Source organism: Vibrio nitrifigilis, assembly GCF_015686695.1.
GTDB lineage: Bacteria > Pseudomonadota > Gammaproteobacteria > Enterobacterales > Vibrionaceae > Vibrio > Vibrio nitrifigilis.
On record NZ_JADPMR010000004.1, the window covers coordinates 1,560,395 to 1,585,711 of the forward strand.

A 25,317-nucleotide genomic window follows, 5' to 3' on the forward strand; every position below is an offset into this window, starting at 1 on the left:
TAGCAACAATATAGATAATTTTGTGAGACGTAAGTAGACACAAAAAAAGCCCCGCTAATGCGGAGCTTCTGTATAAATTGCGTCAGAAGTTAGTCAAGTTCTTCTAAATGATTCAAGTAAGTTTTATGTTGCGCCTGAACCATTTCTTCCGGCTCACTGCTAAGTAAGCTCACCACAATAATAGCAATGGTAGAGAAGATAAAACCAGGTACCAGCTCGTACAAATCAAAAATACCACCTGACAACTGTTTCCAAACCACAATGGTAACACCACCGACAACAATACCTGCTAAAGCACCATTACGGTTCATCTTAGACCAATATAGGCTCAGCAACAGTGCTGGACCGAATGCAGCACCAAAGCCCCCCCAAGCGTAGGAAACAAGACCAAGCACAGAGCTATCTGGATTCATTGCTAGGATCAAAGCGATAACAGAAATAACGATAACACCAATACGTCCCATGTTAACGATTTGGTTCGACGTTGCGTCTTTATTAATCACTTGCTTATACAAATCTTCTGCAAGTGCTGAAGAAGATACCAATAACTGGGAATCAGCAGTACTCATAATTGCAGCAAGAATGGCGGCTAATAGGATACCCGCTACCACTGGATGGAAAAGTACGTTAACCAGTAACATGAATACTTTTTCACCATCTTCTAACGTCACTGATGGGTGATTCGTTACATAGACTAGACCTACCATACCAATCAATAGTGCGCCAACCATTGAAATTGCCGTCCAAATTACCGCAATACGGCGTGCTGTCGTAATATCTTTATTTGAACGAGTCGCCTTAAATCGAGCCAAAATATGAGGTTGACCAAAGTAACCTAAGCCCCATGCAACCAGAGACACGATAGCCATCCAAGTCATTGGTTTGCCATCCATTGAATGCCACATATCCAACAATTGTGGATTAATGTTGTTCATCTGTGTCGAGAGCTCATTGAAGCCCCCCTCTAAAGCAATAATAGGGACTACAACCAAGGCTGCTGACATCAACAATCCTTGCACCAAGTCAGTCCAGGCTACAGCTAAGAAACCACCAAATAATGTATAGGAAACAACACATAGTGTACCGATGACAACAGCAATCCGATAATCAAGACCAAATACTGTTTCAAACAATTTACCACCAGCGACTAAACCGGAGCTTGTGTAAAAAAGGAAAAACAACAAAATGAAAAATGCTGAAATGGTTTGAATAAGCTTTGAATTATCGTCAAAACGACGGGCAAAGTAATCAGGTAGAGTCAATGAATCAGTGGTAATACTATACGTTCTCAAACGTTTTGCGGCTAAAAGCCAGTTTAGCCATGTACCAACAAGTAGACCACCCGCCAACCAAAATGCTTCAAAACCAGAAGCATAAGCGTAACCAGGTAAACCTAATAGCAACCAGCCACTCATATCAGAAGCACCAGCTGAAAGGGCAGCTGGCCAAGGCCCTAAAGATCGGCCCCCCAAAAAATAATCTGAAGAGTTCTTCGTTCGTTGATAAGCATAAACCCCAATTGCCAACATCAAAATGAGGTAGACAATAAAGGTTGAAGTAATAGCAAAGCTATTCGAATCCATAAAATAATTCCTCTTATTTGAGATCGCCTTCCCTGTCCCCCTCGCTACTGAGGGGGATAACGCAACTTCAATTAGTGGGTTTCATGACCAAGCTCTAGCAAGGTCGCATTACCACCCACAGCGGTGATATTAATTGTACGAGTCCGCTCAGTAATAAAACGTAAAACCAAAAATGGATCATGGGCAATAGGTAATGCCTGCAAATCCGTTTCAGATACTAAGCTGACAATCGCGCCAGTTCGCTCAGATAACCGTCGATTGAGCGTCAACTCCATCGACGATGTTCCTACTAGCCCTACACTTCTCACATCATCTTCTAATAAAGACTGATACGTGTCTAACGGTGCAGTTAACAGCAAGTTGGCAGGTAGTAAAGACTGTTCAAACGCTGAATTTAGGATGGTAAATAACTCACTGTCATCGCTACAAACAATGACGCTGTTACCAGCAGCAAGCGCTGCCCCTAAAAACGCCACTATCGCTTGTTGCGCCTTTTCGCCTGTCTCTTGCTGAACAAGAAGAGCGACCCCTCGTCCTGCAGTGTAAAGCTCATTAGTCTCTCCGGTTGGACCCACCATCTCATACGATTGAGAAAGAGAATCACATGCCCGTTGAAGCTGATAAGAAAGTACATTCGCCAAATTAGGCGCCTGACTTTCAATATTTTTAACCAAAGATGTTAAACACTCTTTTTTGTATTCAAATCCGGTTAGATTCCAGTTTTCCCAAGCAATTTGGGAATCTGTAATTCGAGTAACATGATGCATCATAACGATTCTCCTATCCCTACTGGTATTGCGCTTGAGTAAAACGGTATAAGTAGTGTGGTCCACCGGCTTTAGGGCCTGTACCAGAAAGCCCCTGCCCACCAAACGGTTGGACACCTACAACTGCCCCAACCTGATCGCGGTTGATATAACAGTTACCGACTCGAGCATGCTGCTCTATCCAGCGATAGGTCGTTTCGTTACGGCTATGAATCCCCATCGTTAAGCCATAACCTGTTTGGTTAATGGCCGATACTACTTCAGCTAATTGACTCGCCTTAAATCGCACAATATGCAAAATAGGGCCAAACTGTTCTTCTTTGAGCGTGGAAATATCATCAATTTCGAACGCACACGGTGCAACAAAATCACCGTGTTGACACTCTGCAGGTAAGGTTAATTCTGTTACCAATGTTTGTGATTGTTTCATCGCTGCAATGTGCTGTTGCAACTTGCTCTTCGCTTTTTCATCAATCACAGGCCCAACATCGGTTTCATGTAAATATGGCAAGCCCACTTTTAACTCATGCATTGCGCCATTGATCAACTCGACAATACGATCAGCAATATCATGTTGCACATATAACACTCTGAGTGCAGAACAGCGCTGCCCTGCTGAAGCAAAAGCAGAACGAAGCACATCACGTACCACCTGCTCAGGAAGTGCCGTACTATCGACAATCATCGCATTTTGCCCACCGGTTTCAGCAATAAAAGGGACCGGTGCAGTATCTCGTAAAGCAAGTGTTTGATTGATTCGCTGCGCTGTTGCTGTCGAGCCAGTGAATGCAACACCAGCAATGGCAGGGTGAGAAGTCAGAGCCTGACCAACTTCACCACCAATACCAGGCAGCAACTGAATCACACCTTTTGGAAAGCCTGCTGCTAACATCAACTCTACCGCTCTGTAGGCGATCAAGGATGTTTGCTCCGCAGGTTTTGCAATGACGGTATTACCACACACCAAAGCCGCCGTAATCTGCCCAAGAAAAATCGCCAAAGGAAAGTTCCAAGGGCTAATACATACCATTACTCCACGGCCAGAACGCGAATAATTTAACTCTTGTCCAGAAAACCCTGCTACTTTCAATGATGCAAATTCTTGGCCTTTAACGGCGTAATAACGACAAAAATCAACTGCCTCACGCACTTCATCAATGCTATCGTGAATGGTTTTGCCTGCTTCTTTATGACAAAGCGCAACGAACTCTGGCAAATTATCTTCAAGAAGGTCAGCCAAAACCTGTAACTTTTCGGCTCTATCACTCGCACTTAAATCATTCCACGCACTAAATGCGCTCTGAGCACTCTCGATGGCGACGGAAACATGATCAAGGGTTGAATAATAGATCCGCCCTACGTTAACACGTCGATCATAAGGTGCAGTCACTTCATCGAAAACATGATCCCCCTTGATCATGCTTTCAAGAATCGATTCGCCTGCAATGATCGGTGAACCATTCCAAGTCGCTTGCATCCATTGTTCCACCTGGTGTTCAAAAGGAGTGGCTTCACTCTCAATATCAATGTTCACACCTCGAGAGTTACCACGATTTGGATAAATACTAGGCGGTAACGGAATTTTCGTATTATTCAGCGAGTCACATGCCAACAAACTCTCCACGGGATGTTGAGTTAACATGTCCACAGGGCAACGAGCATCTACTAAGCGATGCACAAACGAGCTGTTTGCGCCATTTTCTAACAATCGACGCACCAAATAAGGCAGCAAGTCTTTATGACTCCCCACTGGAGCGTATATGCGTACAGATTGCCCATATTCTTTGATTGCATAGTTAAATAGTGCATCACCCATGCCATGCAAACGTTGGAATTCGAAATCACGATGCGATGCCATCACTGAAATTGAAGTCACCGTCTGTGCATTATGGCTGGCAAACTGTGGGAACAAATGTCCTCGCACAGCTTCACTGAGTAAAAACCGAGCACAAGCCAGGTATGAGACATCCGTCGCTTCTTTGCGCGTGTATACCGGATAGCCCGCATAACCACTTTGCTGAGACCATTTTATTTCACTGTCCCAGTAGGCACCTTTCACTAAACGAACGGGAATCAAATCTCCTCGTTCCTTTGCTAACGCCGTCAACCAAACCAACACTGGTAATGCTCGTTTTGAATAAGCTTGAATCACAAGACCAAACTTACCCCAACCTTTCACAACATCATTGCGATACACTTTCTCGAACAATTCAAGAGAGAGCTCTAAACGGTCCGCTTCTTCCGCATCGATAGTAATTGCGACATCATATTTCACAGCATGTTCAAGTAGTGTAACCAAGCGTTCGTACAGCTCAGTCATCACTCGTTCTTTATTCGCAACCTCATAACGCGGATGAATTGCCGATAACTTGATGGAAACCGATGCGGCAGGACTGGTGCTTAGGCCATATTTATCCTCACCCACAGCTTTAATTGCCATCAAATAATCATCAAAATACTTATCTGAATCGGCCGTCGTTAACGCCGCCTCGCCCAACATATCAAACGAGTAAGTAAACCCTTTATCACGCATGGAACGACCGTTCTTTTGTGCTTCTAGCATATTTCTGCCAAGTACAAATTGGTGCCCCATTACTTTCATCGCCTGATGCATCGCTTTGCGAATAACAGGCTCCGAGAGTTTATTCACTAATCGGTTGACCGCTTGAACCGGACTTGTCTGCTCAGCATCGGCCAAACCAATCACTTTACCTGTTAACATCAAACCCCATGTCGATGCATTCACAAAGACAGAATCTGAATTTTTCAGGTGTGATTTCCAATCAGCAACACCCAAACGATCTTTTATAAATGCATCAGCGGTTTCCTTGTCTGGAATTCGCATTAATGCTTCAGCTAAACACATCAAAAGGATCCCTTCTTGAGTGTCTAGGCTATATTCCAACAGCAGCGCATCGATCATTTGCACCGAACGTTTGTCTGCTCGGATCGCGTTAATCAGATCCGTCGTTTTCGCTTTGATCTGATCCTTTTCTTGATCACTTGGTGATGCCATTGGTAGTAATTGTTTTAGCCATTGTGATTCGTCCACTATGTAAAGTGGCGAGATCTGCTGCCAAAGAACGTTTAGAGGTTGCTCAACGAACTCGGGCTTTAACACGTCTGTTGCTGTAAACATGCGTTTTCCTCAGTCTCAATATTCGGTATTCCTTACCGAATTTCCTTCAATAGCTGGCAGTGTATTTTGAGTGCCGAGAGAATACTTGTCAAAAACTCCGAGCTTTTTGCGAAAAACTCGCTTTTTTAACAAAAAAATTACTCCAATTCAGCAAATCTATCAAAATATAATACCGTTTACTTAACAGATTTAGCATAAGAGAGACAGGGAAAAGATACTTTTCAGAGGTATTGACTACATAAAGAGAAGAAAATGAAATGTATGACTTATCTTTGTAACACAAATGTACACAATTGATACATCGCTAAAAATTACCTTAATTAAAGATTTCTCAATAATGGATAATTCTCGATAAAAATTTAATTCTTTATCCGTTTTTTAAAAACCGAAGGCGAGACCCCCGCGATGCGCGAGAAAGTGTGAGTGAAAGAGCTTTGGTTTGAAAAACCCGTTAAGTCAGCAACTTGACCCAATGTAAATTGTCCTTGCGTAATCAATGTTTTTGCCATCTCAACTCTTTTTTGCAAAACGTATTGATGGGGAGTCATGCCTAATTTGTCTTTAAACAGCATGTGAAATTGGCTTTCTCCAAGAAAAACACTTCCCGCTAATTGAGCCACAGAGATCTTATTCATCATATGGTTATCAATATAACGATCGATAGCGTCAAGATCGAAACGACAATCTTTACGTGTCAGTTGAAATGTTGAAATATGCCGTTGTAGCAGAGAGATCAACGTATCGTTGCAAGCACGACTGAGTAAGAGATCCTCAGGATTCGTTTTCATCTCTATCACTAACATGTGAATTAACTTTTGGATCTGATCATCGAGCTGAAAATAGATATCCTGACTGGCCAATTCATTAATTTTTTGCAGTAATAAAGGATCATCATTAGATGGTAACGGCATATTCAGCACTAAAATATCCGACTGCTCAATAACACCACCAAAGGCATGACCAGAACCACAAGTTACTACACACCCCTGGCCAGGCCCCATCAAATTACCTCTACCATTCACATCAAAATCGACTTGGCCTTTCAGTCCAATAACAATTTGCGTGTAATTATGATCATGACTGTTCATATATGATGGTAAAGTGACCAACTCCGCAGGTCGAGGCGACAAAAGTTTGGCTGTTTCATCTATAATGGTCGATATTGGTGCATTAATTTGACTCATTTTAGTCTTCACTCATGTGGCTACTCAGGCATGGTATAACAGATTTATCGATGGACAAAATACATATCAATAGAATTTCAAGCAAACTAACACTTACGCAACCATGATCAACTAATGTCATATTAGCTGCTGCTATAGTAAAGGCATCATCCCCTTTGATTGGCTTGGAACAATGATCAAGTGCACATAAATTACGGTCAATGTGTGTTCAATTAACAAATGACTTGTTAGATCGTTAATAGAAGCTTGCATATTTTATTTAACAGCCCAAAATGGAGGGTGCACACTTATAAAATTTACAAAATCAGTTACCTAGTAACGCTAATCCGTAAATATAAGTCGCTATCGGAATAAAATTTGCATTTAAAGAGTCAGCGTCATTTATTAATGCTGTCAAAAGTTTGTCTTTCCCACTGATGGTCAGTGGTTAAACGTAAAATTGTTGCAGGGACCTATGATCAAACATCGCATCCCAGCGCTACTACTTGCGCTAAGCCCTATTTGGGTATCTGCGTCGGTGTATGCAAACGACGTCAAATCAGTTGACCCGGTTGCCTCTATCGACACGAAATTAACAACGAAACAGAGTGACATTGACGCGATCTCTTCTGACTACGACACTGAAGCAGCTAAGCTTCAAAAATTGAAGAATGAGCAAGCAACCTTAGAAAGAGAAGGCGAGGAACTTGTCGCTAAACAAAAACGTGCTAAATCGGCTTTGGACAAACAATATAGTCACCTTTTAGATGATCCAGAGACTGACTTAGTTAGCTTTCAAAAAACCTATCAAGAAGCTTGGGCCGCAGTAAAGCAGAACCAAACGGATCAGCTTAATAAGAAACAAGAGATAACTGAAAGTGAAATGGAGCTAGCTCAGCTGAAACAAAAACGGGCGAGACTTAAGACTGAATATGCCAATCTTCAGGAAAGTCGTATTGAAGCTCGAGTTAAACGTCTTGAAACTGAGCTACGTCAAACCAGTGCGATAGAAACAAGCTATAAAACCACTTGCTCTACCACGATGACATTGGGTGAATGTGCTAGTCAGGGACGTCATTTGACAAAACAAAAAGCAGTCAAAACGTTCCGTGAACAATTACTTAATGGCTTAACTGAATCGTCTATTGCGCAACAAAACGTCAATGGCGTTGAGCTCAATATTACCGTGCAAGAAACTCAAATTTTGCGTAGCGGGTTTGAAGGTAGTAGCGATTACTACACTCAAATGAAAGCCCAGCTTCAAGCAAAACCAGAACCAGTAGCTGCATGTAAATTGCTCAATGTATCAGCGCGTTATTGTTTACAAGGTTCAAATACCAAACAAAAACGCACCGATAAAACTTGGGCGACAGTGACGGTTCGTTCAGATCAATACAATGATGCAGTGACGATCAACGGCATTAATTATGGTAGTACTCCTGTTGAAATTGTACTACCAACTGGCCGTCATCAAGTCACTGTAGCAAAAGAAGGTTATGAAACTTATAACCGTGTTATAACAATTAACGGTAACGATACTGTTTGGGTAAAATTACGTCCCAATAAAGAAGATTAAATAGACGAGAAAAGTGAGTACAGTTCACTCACCGATCATTTATGCTCGCTAAAACGTCATTTTGTTACTAAGTTATTGAAAGATGACTTCTGACAAAGTGGCGTTTTCGTTTACAATAGCGAGAACATTTTCATTAGCTAACTGAAGTAGATAATAATGAGACAAGGTTTACCCGCTCTGTTATTAGCACTCTCACCTTGCTTTATGGTTACGTCGACGTTGGCAGAAGAAGCGCCTTCTTCAGTCAGCGCCATTGATGATGCACTATTTAGTAAAAATACAGAGTTGCAGGATGCAAAGAAGACGACACAGTCTCAGCAAGCCGCTTATGATAAGCAGCAAGCTGAACTAAAAGACTTAGAACAGCAAGCCAAAACGCTTGATAAAGCGCTTAACGCTGCTAAAGCTAAGTTACACGAAGCATATGGAAAAATGATTGATGATCCTAAAACCGATATCACGTCGGCTAAAGCGACATATCAATCCGCTTGGTCTGACGTCAAAAAAAATCAAAAAGCCCGTCTGGAAGCGCAACAAAATCTTCAAGAACTTGAAGCAAAACTGGCGCAAGAAAAATCAAGTCAGCGCACATTAGAACAGAAGATTGCAGCTTTAGGAGAAGACAAACTCCGAGCCAGAGCCGATCGTCTTAAACAAGAGTTAAACCATCCTGGTGAAGAAACCGTTAGTTTCACAAATAAGTGTGATGTGAAAATGACGTTAGCTCAGTGTGCAAGTCAAACCACCGAGTTGGCTCTGCAAAAGGCCGTAAACCAATATCAAGATTCTCTCGTATCAAATGCTTCAGAAAGTAGTCTAATTAAGCAACACTTAGATAAAGTGTCCTTAAATATTCACTTGTTAAAACATTCGACTAAGCAGGCAGGATTTAAGGGTAGCAACAAATACTATACGGTAGTGAACGCCCAGTTAGAATCTCGCCCTAAAGAAAGCACCGCGTGTGAATTATTGGGGATAAAAACCGACTATTGTTTTGATAAATCAGCGGATGGCGAAAACGGCAAACCACAAAAAGAAGTGGCTTGGGTGAGTTTAAATGTGCGTTCCAACCAATATAACGACAACGTTCAAGTTGACGGGGTAAATTACGGAAGTACGCCAGTTGAAATCATGCTTCCGGTAGGTAACCATCTGATAACAGTGCAAAAAGAAGGTTACCATCCATTTTCTCAAGAAATGAAAGTTGGCGCGGACCAAACTCTTAGAGCGGTATTAAGAGAGCAGGCCAATATTCTAAAACCCGGTCATAAATTTGCTGACTCATTGAAAGGTAACATAAAAACGCCGGAGATGATCACCCTGATTCGTGGTGAATACCTCATAGGAGAAGACGCTTCTCGTAAAGTAAGCCTTGATCATGCTTTCGCATTAAGCGCAACACCGATTACCGTCGGTCAGTTCGAGACATTTGTTAATCAAACTAGCTACCAAACCGATGCTGAATTGAAACACTTATGTATCTCGGTCAATAACTCTGAAGTGACTCCTGTATCAGATAGTTATTGGCGTAATCCTGGCTTTAAACAAACCAGTCAAAATCCAGTGGTATGTGTAAGTCAAAATGACGCCCGTGCTTATGCGAAGTGGCTTTCGAAACAGACAGGGTTTGATTACCGCCTACCTACTGAAATTGAGTGGGAAATTGCTGCACGCTCCGGTAGTCAGTCAGATTATTGGTGGGGAGACGACTTTGGTGCAGATAAAGCAAACACAGGTTGGGGTGGAAGCCAATGGTCGAATAAGAGTACCTCCCCTGTTGGTTCATTCACACCAAATCATCTTGGCTTTTATGACGTTGTAGGTAACGTCTGGGAATGGACAAGCGATCCAAGAGGAATGGCCAAAGGTGGAGCATGGAGCTTTTCACCAACAATGGCAAAAGCATCCAGCGAATTATTTATTGATCCCGGTACCGCAGCAAACTATTTAGGTTTTAGAGTGGTGCGTGAACTTCATTAAATAGACCCAATGTAAAAAGGAAGCAAATGCTTCCTTTTTTATTTCCAGCTCTTAATCAAGGTTAGGGTTTTACTTTATCTTCGCCCCCCTTCATATACCACTCTAAATGACGCGCTAAGGGACTTTAAGCAAAAGCATAGCCAGACATCAAAAGGCGACTTATATCATGCTTAAATTTAATTACAGAGACACAAAAAAAGCGGCCTTTTATAAATAAGCCGCTCTTTTCGCTAAATTAGGTGGATTAATGCTTACGGCGCTAAACGATCAATGTCCCAACGTTCATCTTTATCATGCGTGTAAATAAAACGGTCATGTAAGCGATGTTCTCCACCTTGCCAAAACTCGACGCTATTTGGAACAATTCTAAACCCGCCCCAAAAACTCGGCATAGGAATTTCACCTTTTGCAAACTTCTGTTTTAGCTCTAAGAATTTACCTTCCAAAATACCACGCGCGGAAATTCGACTACTTTGATGGCTCGCAATCGCAGCAATCTGACTATCCTTTGGTCGAGAAGTAAAATACTTCATATTCTCCATTGCAGATAATTTTTCTACCGTACCAGTAATATGAACTTGTCTTTCTAATGGGTGCCAAGGGAAATGCAAACTTATTTTAGAGTTATTCTCTAAATGTTTTGCTTTACGACTACCCAAGTTGGTATAAAAAACAAAGCCATGTTGATCAACATTCTTTAACAACACGATACGTTGATATGGTTGACCGGTTTCATCAACAGTCGCCACTGTCATTGCTGTTGGGTCAGTTAATTTTGCATCAATTGCTTGTTGTAACCATAAGTTAAATTGTTCGATCGGGTCATCAAGCAAATCTTTGCGTCTCAAACCACCTCGAATATATTCGCGGCGTATATCTGAAAGTTCCATTTCGACTCCTTTTTAATTCTTAATTTTGCTCCGATACGCGATGGAACTCAATACAGGGAGGGTTATACAATCACGCAGAAAGGGAATAATTGTTCCCTACTTCATAGAGCTTGACCGATACTCGCCGATAAAGCTCTGAATCCTGCATCTTAAGTTCACATTTGGGTATAACGCTCAAATGAATGAATAGCGACTAAATAAAACTCTTATCAGCTTAATGTAAAGCTGTTTGCTTTGTTTAAAATAGCTACCTTATCTTATAATGTCGCTATCCTAAGTTACTATAAAGTTATGTGCTATGAGAGCCTTAACTTAAATCTCAACATCTTTAACAGACTCATCATCCAACTTAGCAGCACAGAGGATCTCATATTGATTGAAGTGAAACGTTGAGGGACCATGAACTCGTTTCGTCGTCACTCTTGCATCTGCAAACATAACAGTAACGTGAGTAAATACTTTTCCTTTTGCTTCAATCGTATTGATATTCAGTATTTCTTCAAAATCTTTTTGTGCCAGTTCTACAGCTAATTTTGCCTTTTCCATTTTAGCTTGTGCAGATTGTTTCATTTTTTCTACACGCATGACGTCTTCTTTTGTGCGTTGAGACTTATCTTTTTTCTTCACCGATATTTCTCGGCGCACAGCATCCATCGTTTTTTCTTGCGCTTCTTTATATAAGGCTTTGTGTTTTAAGATCCGCTCTTTTTGATGACTGTAACGAGCAAACCCTTCGACATACGTTGCGGTATCGCCCTCAACTCCGAGATTAAAACACAGTACTTTTCCACCAACTTTTGCTTTACCGCCGCTTAAAGTACCTTGCGTTTCATTTTCATCAATAACAAGCAGATCCCCACCACAACGTATATGATTACTCATACTATGCACAACTAATGAAATATTGTGACTGGCTTGGATTTCAGAAAACTGCGCATAATTTGCTTTGATGTTACCGCCCGATTTAACAATACAGCTTTTAGGTTCATCTTCAGAGACCGTATGACCAATGATGCCTTTGCCCACTTCAATGTCACCTTGGGCTTGGACATCTGCTGATTCTATAAACCCACCGACAATAACATTACCTGTAGCGCGAATAATCATACCGGGTTCTACATCACCAGCAACGACAACAGAACCTTTGAATTTTACATGCCCAGTTGCAACGCTCACACTGTTCAAACACATTGCGGTTTCAACATCTACTGTTTGACCACGTATAATTGGCATTCCAGGCTGGCTCGCTAATAACAGATTAGGATTTTCATCGGAAAGGTGCGTCCCCTTTCCAGCTTTCAAAGCTTGTACTTGACCAGGTTTAGGCTTGAGTATTTCACCAAACACTGTAAAGCCAGATTTGCCTTTAGTAGCAGGTTCACGTTTCATGACCGGATCATTCTCACTCACCGTGACAGTTTGCCCAAAATCTCGCATATCAATTTTTATAGCATCGTTATCTTTAGGTGCGAGAACCCGTTTCATGACATCTGCAACTAACGGAACCAGTTTTGAATTTTCACCATTCTCTGCAGGTTTTCCATGTGCGACTACTTGAGAAAATGTTTGTCCAGGTGTTAACGATTCGCTCGCCACTAATACTTTTTTTAGTGCTTGTTTATTAATTCCCTTTTTAATATTCGCATGGCTAAGTTCTTGTACGATTTGGTTAGCGTGTAAACCGCTTCCCCCAAATGCGCCAGTCACAACCATGGTTGCAACCATACCTTTTGAATCCACCGATATGGTTACCGCAGCATCGTGCTTTTCTGCAATGACAATTCCCGTTGCTGCTTCACTGTTGCTCAACTTTGCTTTTTCAATAAAGCGACTAAGCTCTTTATCGAGCACTTTAAAATCCTTCGCGCCGATTTCGGCCAAAACAGTCGGCAATAATGCAACATCTGCATTTGCATCAAACTTTTGACCTTCACTTATTTTCGCAATAACTTGCGACTTGTCGCTGTTGAGTACAACGAAATCCTTCCACATACTAGATTCAACCTAACAGACTGTTTTAAGAATGAGTCAACCAACGGACTCAAATAACAAAATAATTCGAATAGTGATTAAGCTTACTACTCACATGTTGGACATAATAGCCAAATGATCTTGAGATGCAGAATTCAGAGATTCGTTAACAAGCAAGAGTCAAACTCAGAGACGGATAGAGTGAGTATTTCCTTTAACATTATTAGCTTGCTGATTAACTACCAAAAGTCGAGTTTTATTCGCACCTATAATATGTGACTTACTGTCTAGATATAGTACCTCGGTCTTTAAATCAGATCCTGCACATTTCCGCTTACACAACATCATAAAGTAACTTGGCTATATCTATCTAATTTCATTTTCCTGACGGATCTCTACTTTAAATGCAATGAAAAAACTCTTTTATTTGTCTTTTAATAAGGAGAGCTAAATCCATTAACCATTTACAGTGTAAATTGAATATTAACAATAACTAACAAGCTCCCTAGTTTACACTGTAAATTCAAACATAAAATACTATGAGAGTTCGCTTTTACATTTTACAGTGTAAATCGGCTAGTAATGATAAGATTTCCTGTCTAATGTGCCCCTCTAACTGTTTGCGGCCAGATAAGGAAAAACTTGAGCAACATTCATTCCAGTCGTGATGTTGCAACACTTTGGCTAGCAGCAAATCACTGCATTTCTCGATACGACCTTTCGACAAGGAAAATATAAGTTCCTCAATCGCCACCGCGACACTTTCATAATTGGCGCCACCATGCGCGTAATTTTGAAGTACCGGAACCCACATATCTAGCGAATTTTGGAGCGCCTTGTCTTTAGAGCCAAATGATAAAAGAGTCCGAATAAGCGATGGTGACAAGTCAGAAAATATCCCATTTAGACTAAAGCGAAAGTGATTGTTAAACATCATGTGAGCATGACGGTCCCAATCAATCTGAATATTTCTAACCATGATTAAAGAATGACATCCACTCGCTTGATCTCTTTTTGAACCCAGCTTAACGGGATAGAAATGATTACTTTGCCAAAAATGGGTTAACTCATCAGTCGCACCAAAACTCGTAGATATAAATGACTCTGATTGAGCATTACAAAAGAATGATAACAATCGACTTCCAATTCTTTGACGTTGCAATTCAGGATGTACGGCTATACGCATTATTCGCTTGCTTGACTGTTTTGCGGCTAATCGAATTCCAAGCTGATTAGCAATAGAAACTGGAACAAGGTGACCTTTAGGACGCCTAACACCAGAACAGATATCTTCGATTAATTCATCGTCTAACCCACCCTCTTGGACAGAGAGCAAGCATCCAACGATCGTATTAGAATTACTCGCAGCCCAAATTTCTATCGCGTCGTCTGAAAGCATTTGAAATAAATCATTGGGTGTCGTCTGATAATGAGCATTAACAAGTAATGAAAAAATGGTACGTAAAAGGACTTCATTAGCCATTAAATCCGCTTTATTAATCAATGCAAATTCAAGATTTGATTCGCTTACACATTGCGAATCCAACGCGTCATCAAGTAGGAAGGCTTTCTTATGCCAAAGTTCTAGTGGGTCATTCATTTGCCAACGAACAGGTTTATACAAATGGACTGGCACATAGTTTGGTCTATGGCGTTTTAGCCATTGGATAAATTTAAGCGTAAATCCTCGGCCACATCCTTCATAACCGTATATCGTCGATGAAAACACCGCGCGGTGATAATATTCAACCATGGTTTGAAGCATGGGAATAGGAATTGCGGCCGCTTCATCAACCAACAATAAATCACAGTCAGGCATCTCTTTCAGTAGCCGATCAGGCGAGTAAAACTGTAGCGTCGAATTTTCCCAAACGACTTTATCTTTAACTCTGATTGCTTGAGGTATCATCGCACATAGGTGCTCATAAAGAGGTAATACCGCTTTTGAACTCGGAGCCGTAACAACAATGGACATAGCTTTACTTGCCATAAGCTCAGCACTAGCTAAACCTAACGCACTGGTTTTTCCTCTACCACGATCAGCCGTTAATACTAAAGGTCGCTTTCTATGCCCTGTCACCACTTTTTTGATCGCTTCAATCGCATCTTGCTGGTGGACTGCAAACTCAGGCCGAGATTCCGAATAACTCGACATATTCGACATTGGCATTTTGATTCCACTGTCAGTACTCTCATTCGGCGATAATACGGGCAGTAATGCCAATTGTTTATTTAACCACTGATCAGCGAAACTGTGAGATGGCCGCTCCCCCACCAACAATAATAAACCGCCCCCCTTTAAAGTACCCAATACAGCGCTGAAACTATTCGCGTCCCAATCCTGACTCAAATCCCAAATAACGAGTTCACATTCCTGGCCCAATAACTGATGACCCTGCTTAGTATTAATAGTCTGATGATATTGCCCAAAACCGCATCCAACTAAGACTGAATTTGCTTCACCTACAATATCGATCCACTCTCGACATGTTTTCTTAAGCCAGGTTTGCGAACCAGATAAACGTATACCAAAGCGGAAATTTTGTTGCTGCGCATACTCAGAGATATTTTTTAAATACAAGACAGAATTGGTCATAGATATGATTCATTAAATACGATTAAAAACATGATACCACACCCAAAGATTACGATTAAAAATGCGGTCAGTGATACAGGAAGGAATCTTTAAATTTTAGCATTGATATGAAAAGACAGATACAACATACCGAGTGAGTCTGGATCACAAAGTGCTAGAGGTCAAAACCAACAACCATGAACAATAAAAAACCCGCAGAAGCGGGCTTTGAACAACTAGATAACTTTTACTTTAGCTTTTCGGATACAAAATCCAATATCTCTTGCATAAGCGCGTCGTCGACTTTTTTCAGATTCAACGACAGATTAGCGCCCTTGCGGGTATAGTTAGCACGACCTTTAACCAACTCAATTTTGGGATTCTCTTTACGCTTCGGTGGCGCTAACTCCTGAATCCAATTCTCCAGTGTTTCAGTCACTTCTTTGGTAATACGAGTCACACCTTGCGAATCACAACGCTGCCATACATAGGTGTCATCTTGGTGACATTTTTCAATCAACGATTTTTGTTGTTGAACATCCAACTCATTAAATTGTTTATGTAACTTAACAATCGTTGGGCGCCCCAGTTCAACAACATTCGGATACGCTTTTAGTAAATCAAGCGGTAACGACGCAGCCTTTAATGCCCCACTCACCAATGCTTCGCTACACTGGAAAATACGCGCTAACGCTTTCTGATCTTCCGCTTCACCACTATCTAATTTTGCCTGCATCTCTTTCCCTTTTTCATACAGAGAAAGCGGCTTATGAGCGTTTGCAACATCAGATAAGAATTTAGCGTGGTCGGTATTAATGTTTTCACCGACGTAAATTAAAAATTCCCTATTAGCGAGGATACAAGACATACGACGGCGACTACCATCGAGAACCTCAATTTTGCCGTCCTCAGTACGGCGACCAACAGCTGGGTATTGCTGGCCACGTTCTTTTAATGTCGTTAGCACATCAGACAAAGCATGCTCATTCAAGAAAGCTTGTTCACGTGCGTTTTCAGCAAAAACAACCGTTTCGGTCTGCACTTTATCGGCCGGGATACGAACAAGTTCAAATGTAACTAGCTCTTCTCCGGCGACAGCTAATTCGATAACGTGTGCTTGGGCTTTTACTGCGGATTGAGCTTCTTGCGGGGTCGTCGCTCGACGTTTATCTGCTTTACCAAACAATTTTGCATTTAGCTCAGACGTTTTTAATGCCATTTTTTATTACCCCTGATTTAAAGAAGACCAATTAGAATGCAACACTCGTTCGAGTTCAAGTGAGCTTTTTTGTACTGCATCTTGAGCTGTAGCCAAGGTTTTCTTACCACCTTCGAAATCGCCGGTCGTTAAGTCAAATACAGTACTGTAAGTATCCGCACATGTTTCAAAAGCACGGCTACGAGGAATTGTGGCCATCATTACTTGATCACCTAACAGATAATTCATTTCAGTTAAAACCGATACCTGTTTTTTATTGTCATCTTCAAACATAGTCGGCATAAGGCGAACAAATTCCAATCCTTTCCAATCTTCAGGAAACATCTCATACACGGTAGGTAGATGCTGAAAAAAGTTAACGGTAGATGCCCAATCAAGTCGCTTCGCAGCGCATGGAATTAACAAAGCATTAGATGCAAACATAGCGTTCCAGACGAGCGGATCGACGTGTGGACCGGTATCAATCATGATAACGTCAAAATCATCCGCTATTTTGTCTATTAGCTTTTCTTTCAGCAAACGAACTATATCTAGTGACTGATTTTTTGATAAATACTGCCACGCTTCTGCGTTAAACATCGCATCTTCAGGGAATGCCGATATGGTACGTAAGTTTGGATATTGAGTCGGCAGCAGTACATTCTTTTCTAAAAACTCTTTATCAACATTCACACCTTCAGGCACATTATCGAGCATTACGTCGACCGCTGAATAGATATTGGCGTTTTCGCCTAAACTAATTTGTGGATTTAAGAAAAGACGCAGTGAACCTTGAGGGTCTAAGTCGATCAGACAGATACGGTAGCGTTTATCTAAATTAAGCGCGAGACAAGCAGCCAAATGAACCGCTGTCATCGATTTACCCGTCCCCCCTTTTTGGTTCTGCACGTTAATAATCCAAGGCTTATTATCTGCACTTTTCTTTCTTTCATGAAATTTAGGAATACCAGCAGCGTCCATAAGCATGTGTGCTTCAGCTAACGAGATAGAATAGTGATTCGCATTATTCTTAGTAAATTGATGGCCAGCAGCTTCCATTTTGGCAATGGCATCATCTAATTTACGACGAGTTAATCCAGAGCGGGTTTCCATTAATGCTTTAGACATTGGTGGAAAATGTTCTTCACGACGCTCTTCTAAAACAATCTCTATACGGTCAGCTTGAACTTGTTGAGTCTGTTCTGCTAGCTGGTAGAGATTTTCTATTGTTTGTTCTCTTTTCATTGCCAAATTCCGTTAATAGGTATTTATCTTTGAATTGTACAGCATATTAAACACTTTACAATAAAAAGGTGCACAAACACTTTTAGATATAAATCACATTAAAGAGAAACTAACAAAGCTATTAAATGCAAAAATCAAAAAAAAGCTGTTGTTAGCGTTCTTAATTTCTAAAGATAATTACCCTATTTTATCATTACATTTGAAATGTTACAGCATCACTTATTTACAATGTAAACTGAAATAATAAAAAATACTTGTCACTACAAAAATATATGCGGAACGATTATAAAATCCTGCTATTTTACGGATGCTGTGGTTTCGACTGAGAATTTACCAAATGAAAAGTTTTTTTGTGTAGAAAAAAGGTAAAAAAGTTAATGAATGCGCCAATAAATAGCACTACTGTGATCAGAGTAACTTTCGGAAGGATGATCAAGGAGCCTCTGGTGATCATCTTTCCGAACAAAAAAGAGTTTAAAGGAACGATGATCAAGGCAGTATTGAGGCCAATTTTGATCCATAATACCGCCATTGGAATTGATCCTTTTACGGATCGATGATCAAGAGGGATATTTCTCCGGAAGCATGAAAAAAAGTCACTCAACTACGGTAGACGTCAGATGTACTGGGACTTGAACTAAGATGAACCAATGTAAATACTCACAATCAACCAATAAAAATATATCCAAAGTCACATTAGATATCTTGATCATGCTTTCGAACAAAGCTGAAATTCATACATGATATGTTGAGTTTACGTTTTATTGTCATATCGACTTATATCTTGTTTAAAAAGTCACCAAACATGCGATTTTAGATAATATTTCCATATACACTTGATCATGTTTCCGAACAAAAACCGAGAGAAAGAGACACGAGACAGCTAAATTACAATCCACACCAACGATCACTTGTGGATAAGTTGTGACTGACTGATGATCATGCTTTTGAATATTCATTGATCATCTTTTCGCATTGCTGATGATCATTGTTCAGATAAGATATGATCATGCTTTCGTTACTATAATGATCATGGTTTCGGAAACATCATGATCATGCTTCAGAAAGATAAAAAAATAAATCCTTTTATAACAGTCAGTTAAAAGCAAATTCTCCGACAGATCATATGATCACCTTAATCATTATTAATCAGATTAATCAAAAAGATCAGTTATTTAAAAGCAACAAATTTTTCTTTATTTATGATCTATTTTTCTTTATTCTTTTGGAACCATAGCGATATTACGGTTCATGTGATACGGATTTAACAAACAAATGACCTCTGAAGAAAAATTATTGATCAAAGCGCCAAGGAATCATAAGGATGGCCACCTATTTGAAGTTTCCGAAGCAGCAGTTGATTGGATAGAGCAATATCAACACTTTAAAGGTGTGACTAAAAGCATCGTTGAATTACTGAATCTTATATCTCTTCAGGGGTTCCGTAGCAAAGATGGCCTAGTTTCAACAACAGAATTGATCGAAGCAACGGAAGGGAAATTGACCCGAGCAGCGATACAGCAGCGTTTAAGAGCCGCTGTTGCAATTGGCTTGTTTAAACAAATCCCTGTTCGTTTTGAAGAAGGATTAGCCGGTAAAACAATGCTGCACAAGTTTGTTAATCCTAACCAGTTAATTTCTGTATTAGGAGCGACAAGCCTGATTACGGAATCGGCTAAACAAACCGAAAAACGCAAACGCTCGAAAGCATTAGCTCAAACACAAGTTAACCAAAAATTGTTACATGAGCATGGCTTGAATACGCCACCAGCGATGAAAGATGAATCAGAACAATTTGTAGTGTCACCTACTAATTGGGCTGGGATCATAGATCAAGCATTAGCACCACCACGAACACGTAAAAGCTACCAAAAATCGATGGTTTCCATTTCAGGAACTCGCGCTGTGATCGAAACTCGATCATCAAAAAACATCATGACTGTCGATGATCTAATGACTCTGTTTGCTCTATTCACTTTAACAGTTCAATATCATGATTATCATCAAGAAGATTATCATTTAAACGCGAAACAGGTACCAAACAAAACACCTCTGTATATCACTGATATCCTTCAATTAAGGGGTAAAAAAGACAGTGGCCCAGCACGTGATTCGATCCGTGATAGTATTGATCGTATTGAATTTACAGACTTCCAGCTTCATGAGTTAACAGGACGTTGGCTGAGTGAAAACATGCCTGAAGGCTTCAAAAGTGATCGTTTTCGGTTTTTGGCCAGAACGATCACCGCATCAGAAGAAGCGCCAACAGAAAACAGCGATGGTGAGATCCGGATCAAACCCAATTTATACATTCTGGTTTGGGAACCTTCGTTTTTTGAAGAGTTATTAACTCGCGATTACTTTTTCTTGTTTCCACCTGAAATACTGCGTCAACACACATTGGTGTTCCAGCTTTATTCCTATTTTCGTAGTCGTATGTCACGTCGCCATACCGACGTTATGTTGCTAAGTGAATTAAATCAAAAGCTTGCAAGAAATATTGAATGGCGCCGTTTTTCTATGGATCTGATCCGCGAACTAAAACGTTTGTCTGAAGGCAAAGGTGATGATCAAATGTTTGTGGTGAATCTGTGGGGGTACCATCTCACGATCACATCAATGATCGAAAAGAATAAGATCCATGATTACCAAGTTGATATTAAGTGTGACGTTGAGGAAGTCTTACGTTATTCACGTGCAAAAACAACCAATGCCGGTAAACGTAATATGGCACCGACACTGCCAAACCCATTACGTCACGAAATGGTTTCAAAGCAGAAACTTGATGAATTATCCGAAATTATTGATGGGGAATTCGAACCTATTCAGCGGAAAACGGCATCACCTCGGGGTAACTTAGGCCGTCGAGTTAAGTTACGTAAGCACCTTGTAGAGATTAATGCCGATGAAATCACTATTACTCTTTCTAAATATACCTCTTCAGAGGCTTTAGAACGCAGTATAACGGCTTTAGCGGCTATGACCGGACATTCACCTACCTCCATCAGAAATGAGTGTCTAGAGCTCTTAGATAAGCTCGAATACCTAAAAGTTGGAGAAAGTGCTGTTCCGTATGAAACGTTAAGTAAGTTAATAGAGCTGTATAATAGCCAAACGAATCATCGACATTTATCAATTGAACGTTTGATCTCGGGTCTAGCTGTGCGCCGTAAGGTCTGTAAACAGATTTTTGAAGGTCATCTTGATGACTCCGTCTTTCGTGTTTTAGATGAATTAACGATAGGTGGATAAACTACAAACATCAGACATAAGCCTGACTTACTCCTGACATTTTGGTGCGGCCTGCTCGCTATTATTTATCCCGAATAGACAACCTTTTGTCCTATCTGATGAATTAATAGATTGGCTCATATTGTTACATTCATTCTGAATAGTTTGCGAGTTCTCCCCAAGAACTCGCTTTTTTTTGCTTTAAATCTTTTACTAACACATCCACTCTCTCAACGTCTAAATTGCACTAGTTAGTGCCTTGCCTTACCTAACCTAAGAGCAAATACATTCTTAATGAAACGTATTTCGAGGTGACTTGGGATATCACTTCACTTAATGACGATGCTTCCCATGATCATGCTTTCGTATTTTTGATGATCATAACTGAGTTATCTTGATCATCGTTCCGTTAAGTCTCTCATGATCAATGTAAAAGAGATTAAAACTCGCATAACGCATAAGACTGCCTTGATCATGCTTTCGTCGGGTTATGAGTCGGCATGGGACATTAAAAAAAGAAATAGTCGTTTGAAGCGGTTGGTATTGAAACGTGGGGGTCAGCTCTACTGAAATGCGACTTGGATCAAAATAGAATTCTTTGGCACGAATCCCTTAAAGGTACTTCTAAGAATTAGCGTTAGCAAAGCTTTCTTCACGTAACATAGGACTAGTTGTTCGAACTATCGATTTAGTCACATTCCTTATCAAAATATCTTAACAGGACGTTTGACGTTTGCTAAAGAATACCTTGTCCCAAGCATGGTTTTTATTCGGAGGTGCTTATGTCAATCAATTCAATAGACCATGATGATATGGCGAATATGGCGAGTAAATGGGACTTCACGGAAGAAGCGGAAAATACAACTACTCAGCTACGCCCTGGTAAAGATTTGAAATCTGCTGAAGCTCGTCGTCGCATAGAAATGCTACGTGAGATTCGAGAAAGCGGATTAACCATTGAAGAAGCGAAAGAACTCGGTCTCCTTCATTAATTCAAATCATCATTCCTTGAAGGGTGACAGTCGTCACCCTTCGCTTTTTTAGAGCTATTCTTGATTTATCCATTGTAAACTGACATTTTGACTCTTAAATTTTGTCACGCGTATGATATATTGCGCATCAAAGTTTTTGACTAAGAGTTATTTCATGTCGTTTAATCTTGCACTGTTAGATGCCAAAGAGAAAAATAAAATCGAGCTTGATAAGCAAGCGTCGTTTATCGTTTGGAAAATGAAGCAGGCAAAAGCAGGACCTGAAGCTATCTCTTCGCAGCTCAAAACTATTCGTTCAGAAGAAGAACGTGAATGGTTTCAGAGCTCAGTCGACAAATACAAACGAGTTATGGGCGTTTTATAAGTAAACGCTTGTGTCTTTGCAGGGGGAATTGAATTGAGACTTTCTTCTGCTAAAATCCTCCGCAATAAATAGAACCAGAGAGAACATCCCGATGGGAAGAAGTTTTGAAGTGCGCAAAGCCTCAATGGCGAAAACTCAAGGCGCAAAAATTAAAGTTTATTCCAAATACGGTAAAGAAATTTACGTTTGTGCAAAAAACGGCGGTGCTGACCCTGATGCAAACCTTTCTCTTCGCGCATTGATCGCGAAAGCGAAAAAAGACCAAGTACCTGGCCACGTTATCGATAAAGCGATTGATAAGGCCACAGGTGGTTCTGGTGAAGATTACCAACCAGCTCGTTACGAAGGCTTTGGCCCTGGTGGTGCAAGCGTGATTGTTGACTGTCTGACAGACAACGGTAACCGTACTTTCCAAGACGTACGTCAGTGCTTTGTGAAAACAGGTGCGAAAATCGGTAACCCAGGAACCGTTTCTCATATGTTTGAACATCAAGCGGTTTTCCAATTTAAAGGTGAAGATGATGAACCTGTATTGGAAGCTTTGATGATGGAAGACGTAGACGTTACTGATATTGAAGTTGAAGATGGCATTGTGACTGTATTTGCTCCTCATACTGAATTCTTCAAAGCAAAAACAGCGTTAAACGACGCATTCCCTGAATTGACTATTGATGTTGAAGAGATCACTTTTGTACCTCAAACAAGTACTGAAGTATCAGGTGAAGATGCTGAGAAATTCCAAAAATTCTTAGATTTGCTAGATGATTGTGATGACGTTCAACAGGTTTATCACAATGCGGAAATCGCAGAATAATTCACACAATAATGTGTTGATGTAAATTTTTAAACGCCAGACATTTTCGTTTGGCGTTTTTCTTTCCCAAAATCTCATTTCAATTTTCTCTAAACACGTTGCTTCATACCGTTTCTAGCAACTATTCGTAATTTATTGTTGATTTTTACAGTGTAAATAGCCAAATACGTTTGGTGAATTTATGTGCGCAACATAACACTTTTACAACTTCGTTTTTTCTTACTGGACGCTAAATTATTTCTTATCTTTATGATTTAACGTGCTTCATGACTGTTATATGAATCAAATTGTCGATGTTCAATTTGATTATTTACCCAGTTTGTTAAAGAAATGTGACTTTTGTTCCGTTGTAAATGCTAAATATGTTCTACACATACAAGCTCTGAACGCTGTAAATAGCGATATTTTACGTGCAAATCAACTAATTCAATAATTTGTGTGATACCACAAAAATGGAATCAATTTTGATCTTAATCAAGCATGAGTACCTATAATTACTAGCGTTCAGAAAGGAAAACCGCGAAATATGCATGTGTATGTTTCGCTTATGTTTTCATTTGTGAAAGTTAAGATTGCATTTTGATCTGCTGGGATTTGTTCTGTTTTGTAAGCATAATGCGCCGCATGTAACAATTTGATTTCGATTGTAACTGTTTTGTTTACTATGTGTGGGTTGGTTTGTTGTTTTTATGTCGACATTTCTAATTCGCTCAACGGTGAGAGTTACTCTTTAGGTCGTTGTTACAAGCTCAACACATTATAAAAAACTATATGTAAATCCACCGCAGACTCCTAAAGTGCTCACTTTTTTTTGGAATCTGCAAATAATACAGTCGAGAAAGTCAATGGAAGCCTCAAGATATAAAAGCATCATATCGAAGGCAGGGATACTTATGTTAGCCCTTGCTCTTTCGGGATGTAAGTTTGTGCTACTTGACCCGAAAGGCGACATTGGTGTTCAGGAAAAAGAGTTGATCCTTACTGCTCTGGTCCTAATGCTGATTGTCGTCATTCCTGTGATATTGATGACGATTTATTTCGCCTACAAGTATCGTGCAAGTAACACCAACCATGAAGAATACTCGCCTGAATGGTCTCACTCTAACAAGATAGAAGTTATAGTGTGGGCTATTCCTATTATTATTATTGCTATTTTGGCAACGATAACTTGGCGATCAACTCACCATTTAGAGCCTTCGAAACCCATAGCAAAAGATGGTCAAAAAACGATGACCATTGAAGTGGTGGCGATGGACTGGAAATGGCTGTTCATCTACCCCGAAGAGAAAATAGCAACCATTAACTACGTTGCGTTTCCAAAAGAAACACCGGTTAAGTTCAAGCTCGTTGCTGACAACATTATGAACTCTTTCTTTATTCCTCAGTTGGGTAGTCAATTATACGCCATGCCTGGAATGGTCACTCGTTTGCATCTGATTGCCAATCATGCCGGGGATTATCGTGGTATTGGAGCGAGTTTTAGTGGGGATGGTTTCTCTCACATGAAGTTCAAAGCAACAGCATTGCCTGATGAAGCGAGCTTTAAACAGTGGGTGACTGAAGTGAAAGCCTCCAGCGATTCAATTCGTAGCTTCTCAGATTACCAGGTACTGGCGAAACCAAGCATTGATGCGCCTGTTCAATACTTCTCATCCGTTCCTGATCATCTGTTTGATGATGTTGTTTTACAGCATCCAGGTAGTGAGATGAATAGCATGGGTCATATGCCGGTTAAGCCTGTTGAACACGCTGAATCTGGTGAACATTCGTCTCCAATGACAATGGACACTGATAAAAGTCATTCATCAATGACTGAACAGAAAGGGTAA

The 25,317-nt window shown here is 40.4% G+C and carries 16 protein-coding genes; 7 read left to right on the forward strand and 9 right to left on the reverse strand.

The window, feature by feature from the left end; translation table 11 throughout:
• Nucleotides 1-89: 89 nt before the first annotated feature.
• From putP to I1A42_RS23345, 4 genes are all read right to left on the reverse strand, one after another.
• On the reverse strand, nucleotides 90-1,583 hold the full coding sequence (gene putP, locus I1A42_RS23330; RefSeq protein WP_196125337.1) for a sodium/proline symporter PutP: 1,494 nt from the start codon (nucleotides 1,581-1,583) through the stop codon (nucleotides 90-92).
• Between the two features lie 71 nt (nucleotides 1,584-1,654).
• Nucleotides 1,655-2,353 (reverse strand): 1-pyrroline-5-carboxylate dehydrogenase, encoded by a 699-nt coding sequence (locus I1A42_RS23335; RefSeq protein ID WP_161154476.1) that lies wholly within the window; start codon nucleotides 2,351-2,353, stop codon nucleotides 1,655-1,657.
• Nucleotides 2,354-2,369: 16 nt separating this feature from the next.
• On the reverse strand, nucleotides 2,370-5,489 hold the full coding sequence (gene putA, locus I1A42_RS23340) for a bifunctional proline dehydrogenase/L-glutamate gamma-semialdehyde dehydrogenase PutA (protein WP_196125339.1): 3,120 nt from the start codon (nucleotides 5,487-5,489) through the stop codon (nucleotides 2,370-2,372).
• 359 nt (nucleotides 5,490-5,848) lie between these two features.
• Nucleotides 5,849-6,673 (reverse strand): helix-turn-helix domain-containing protein, encoded by an 825-nt coding sequence (locus I1A42_RS23345; protein ID WP_161157746.1) that lies wholly within the window; start codon nucleotides 6,671-6,673, stop codon nucleotides 5,849-5,851.
• 454 nt (nucleotides 6,674-7,127) lie between these two features.
• On the opposite strand from I1A42_RS23345, the gene I1A42_RS23350 reads away from it, so the two are divergent.
• Both I1A42_RS23350 and I1A42_RS23355 read left to right on the forward strand, forming a co-directional pair.
• Entirely contained in the window at nucleotides 7,128-8,228 is a 1,101-nt protein-coding gene (locus tag I1A42_RS23350; protein WP_196125341.1) for a PEGA domain-containing protein, read from the forward strand.
• Between the two features lie 156 nt (nucleotides 8,229-8,384).
• Nucleotides 8,385-10,208, forward strand: coding sequence for an SUMF1/EgtB/PvdO family nonheme iron enzyme (locus I1A42_RS23355; RefSeq protein ID WP_196125343.1), 1,824 nt, complete (start codon nucleotides 8,385-8,387; stop codon nucleotides 10,206-10,208).
• A 251-nt stretch (nucleotides 10,209-10,459) separates the two neighbouring features.
• Here the strand turns inward: I1A42_RS23355 and pdxH are convergent, their stop codons facing one another.
• The 5 genes from pdxH to I1A42_RS23380 all read right to left on the reverse strand — a co-directional run bounded on the left by pdxH (nucleotide 10,460) and on the right by I1A42_RS23380 (nucleotide 18,087).
• On the reverse strand, nucleotides 10,460-11,098 hold the full coding sequence (gene pdxH / locus I1A42_RS23360; RefSeq protein ID WP_161157749.1) for a pyridoxamine 5'-phosphate oxidase: 639 nt from the start codon (nucleotides 11,096-11,098) through the stop codon (nucleotides 10,460-10,462).
• Between the two features lie 312 nt (nucleotides 11,099-11,410).
• Nucleotides 11,411-13,090 carry a DUF342 domain-containing protein gene (locus I1A42_RS23365; RefSeq protein WP_196125345.1) on the reverse strand — a complete coding sequence of 560 codons (1,680 nt, stop codon included), beginning with the start codon at nucleotides 13,088-13,090 and terminating at the stop codon, nucleotides 11,411-11,413.
• Between the two features lie 532 nt (nucleotides 13,091-13,622).
• Nucleotides 13,623-15,665 carry a GNAT family N-acetyltransferase gene (locus I1A42_RS23370; protein ID WP_196125347.1) on the reverse strand — a complete coding sequence of 681 codons (2,043 nt, stop codon included), beginning with the start codon at nucleotides 15,663-15,665 and terminating at the stop codon, nucleotides 13,623-13,625.
• A 226-nt stretch (nucleotides 15,666-15,891) separates the two neighbouring features.
• On the reverse strand, nucleotides 15,892-16,863 hold the full coding sequence (locus tag I1A42_RS23375) for a ParB/RepB/Spo0J family partition protein (protein ID WP_196125349.1): 972 nt from the start codon (nucleotides 16,861-16,863) through the stop codon (nucleotides 15,892-15,894).
• A gap of 6 nt (nucleotides 16,864-16,869) precedes the next feature.
• On the reverse strand, nucleotides 16,870-18,087 hold the full coding sequence (locus tag I1A42_RS23380) for an AAA family ATPase (RefSeq protein WP_161157753.1): 1,218 nt from the start codon (nucleotides 18,085-18,087) through the stop codon (nucleotides 16,870-16,872).
• 1,275 nt (nucleotides 18,088-19,362) lie between these two features.
• On the opposite strand from I1A42_RS23380, the gene I1A42_RS23385 reads away from it, so the two are divergent.
• From I1A42_RS23385 to cyoA, 5 genes are all read left to right on the forward strand, one after another.
• Nucleotides 19,363-21,339, forward strand: coding sequence for a replication initiator protein RctB domain-containing protein (locus I1A42_RS23385; RefSeq protein WP_161157754.1), 1,977 nt, complete (start codon nucleotides 19,363-19,365; stop codon nucleotides 21,337-21,339).
• Between the two features lie 761 nt (nucleotides 21,340-22,100).
• Nucleotides 22,101-22,310 (forward strand): hypothetical protein, encoded by a 210-nt coding sequence (locus I1A42_RS23390; RefSeq protein ID WP_161157755.1) that lies wholly within the window; start codon nucleotides 22,101-22,103, stop codon nucleotides 22,308-22,310.
• Nucleotides 22,311-22,464: 154 nt separating this feature from the next.
• On the forward strand, nucleotides 22,465-22,674 hold the full coding sequence (locus I1A42_RS23395; protein WP_161157756.1) for a DUF3283 family protein: 210 nt from the start codon (nucleotides 22,465-22,467) through the stop codon (nucleotides 22,672-22,674).
• Nucleotides 22,675-22,765: 91 nt separating this feature from the next.
• Nucleotides 22,766-23,488: a YebC/PmpR family DNA-binding transcriptional regulator gene (locus I1A42_RS23400; RefSeq protein WP_161157757.1), complete on the forward strand. Its 723-nt coding sequence runs from the start codon at nucleotides 22,766-22,768 to the stop codon at nucleotides 23,486-23,488.
• An 845-nt stretch (nucleotides 23,489-24,333) separates the two neighbouring features.
• Complete coding sequence (cyoA, locus tag I1A42_RS23405; protein ID WP_161157758.1) at nucleotides 24,334-25,317, forward strand: ubiquinol oxidase subunit II; 984 nt, start codon at nucleotides 24,334-24,336, stop codon at nucleotides 25,315-25,317.

Coding starts and splice junctions, on each gene's coding strand:
- I1A42_RS23390 (WP_161157755.1), top strand. CDS start 22,101: ATGTCAATCAATTCAATAGACCATGATGATATGGCGAATATGGCGAGT.
- I1A42_RS23395 (WP_161157756.1), top strand. CDS start 22,465: ATGTCGTTTAATCTTGCACTGTTAGATGCCAAAGAGAAAAATAAAATC.
- I1A42_RS23400 (WP_161157757.1), top strand. CDS start 22,766: ATGGGAAGAAGTTTTGAAGTGCGCAAAGCCTCAATGGCGAAAACTCAA.
- cyoA (WP_161157758.1), top strand. CDS start 24,334: ATGGAAGCCTCAAGATATAAAAGCATCATATCGAAGGCAGGGATACTT.
- I1A42_RS23370 (WP_196125347.1), bottom strand. CDS start 15,665: ATGACCAATTCTGTCTTGTATTTAAAAAATATCTCTGAGTATGCGCAG.
- putP (WP_196125337.1), bottom strand. CDS start 1,583: ATGGATTCGAATAGCTTTGCTATTACTTCAACCTTTATTGTCTACCTC.
- I1A42_RS23385 (WP_161157754.1), top strand. CDS start 19,363: ATGACCTCTGAAGAAAAATTATTGATCAAAGCGCCAAGGAATCATAAG.
- I1A42_RS23345 (WP_161157746.1), bottom strand. CDS start 6,673: ATGAGTCAAATTAATGCACCAATATCGACCATTATAGATGAAACAGCC.
- putA (WP_196125339.1), bottom strand. CDS start 5,489: ATGTTTACAGCAACAGACGTGTTAAAGCCCGAGTTCGTTGAGCAACCT.
- I1A42_RS23380 (WP_161157753.1), bottom strand. CDS start 18,087: ATGAAAAGAGAACAAACAATAGAAAATCTCTACCAGCTAGCAGAACAG.
- I1A42_RS23350 (WP_196125341.1), top strand. CDS start 7,128: ATGATCAAACATCGCATCCCAGCGCTACTACTTGCGCTAAGCCCTATT.
- I1A42_RS23365 (WP_196125345.1), bottom strand. CDS start 13,090: ATGTGGAAGGATTTCGTTGTACTCAACAGCGACAAGTCGCAAGTTATT.
- I1A42_RS23375 (WP_196125349.1), bottom strand. CDS start 16,863: ATGGCATTAAAAACGTCTGAGCTAAATGCAAAATTGTTTGGTAAAGCA.
- I1A42_RS23335 (WP_161154476.1), bottom strand. CDS start 2,353: ATGATGCATCATGTTACTCGAATTACAGATTCCCAAATTGCTTGGGAA.
- I1A42_RS23355 (WP_196125343.1), top strand. CDS start 8,385: ATGAGACAAGGTTTACCCGCTCTGTTATTAGCACTCTCACCTTGCTTT.
- pdxH (WP_161157749.1), bottom strand. CDS start 11,098: ATGGAACTTTCAGATATACGCCGCGAATATATTCGAGGTGGTTTGAGA.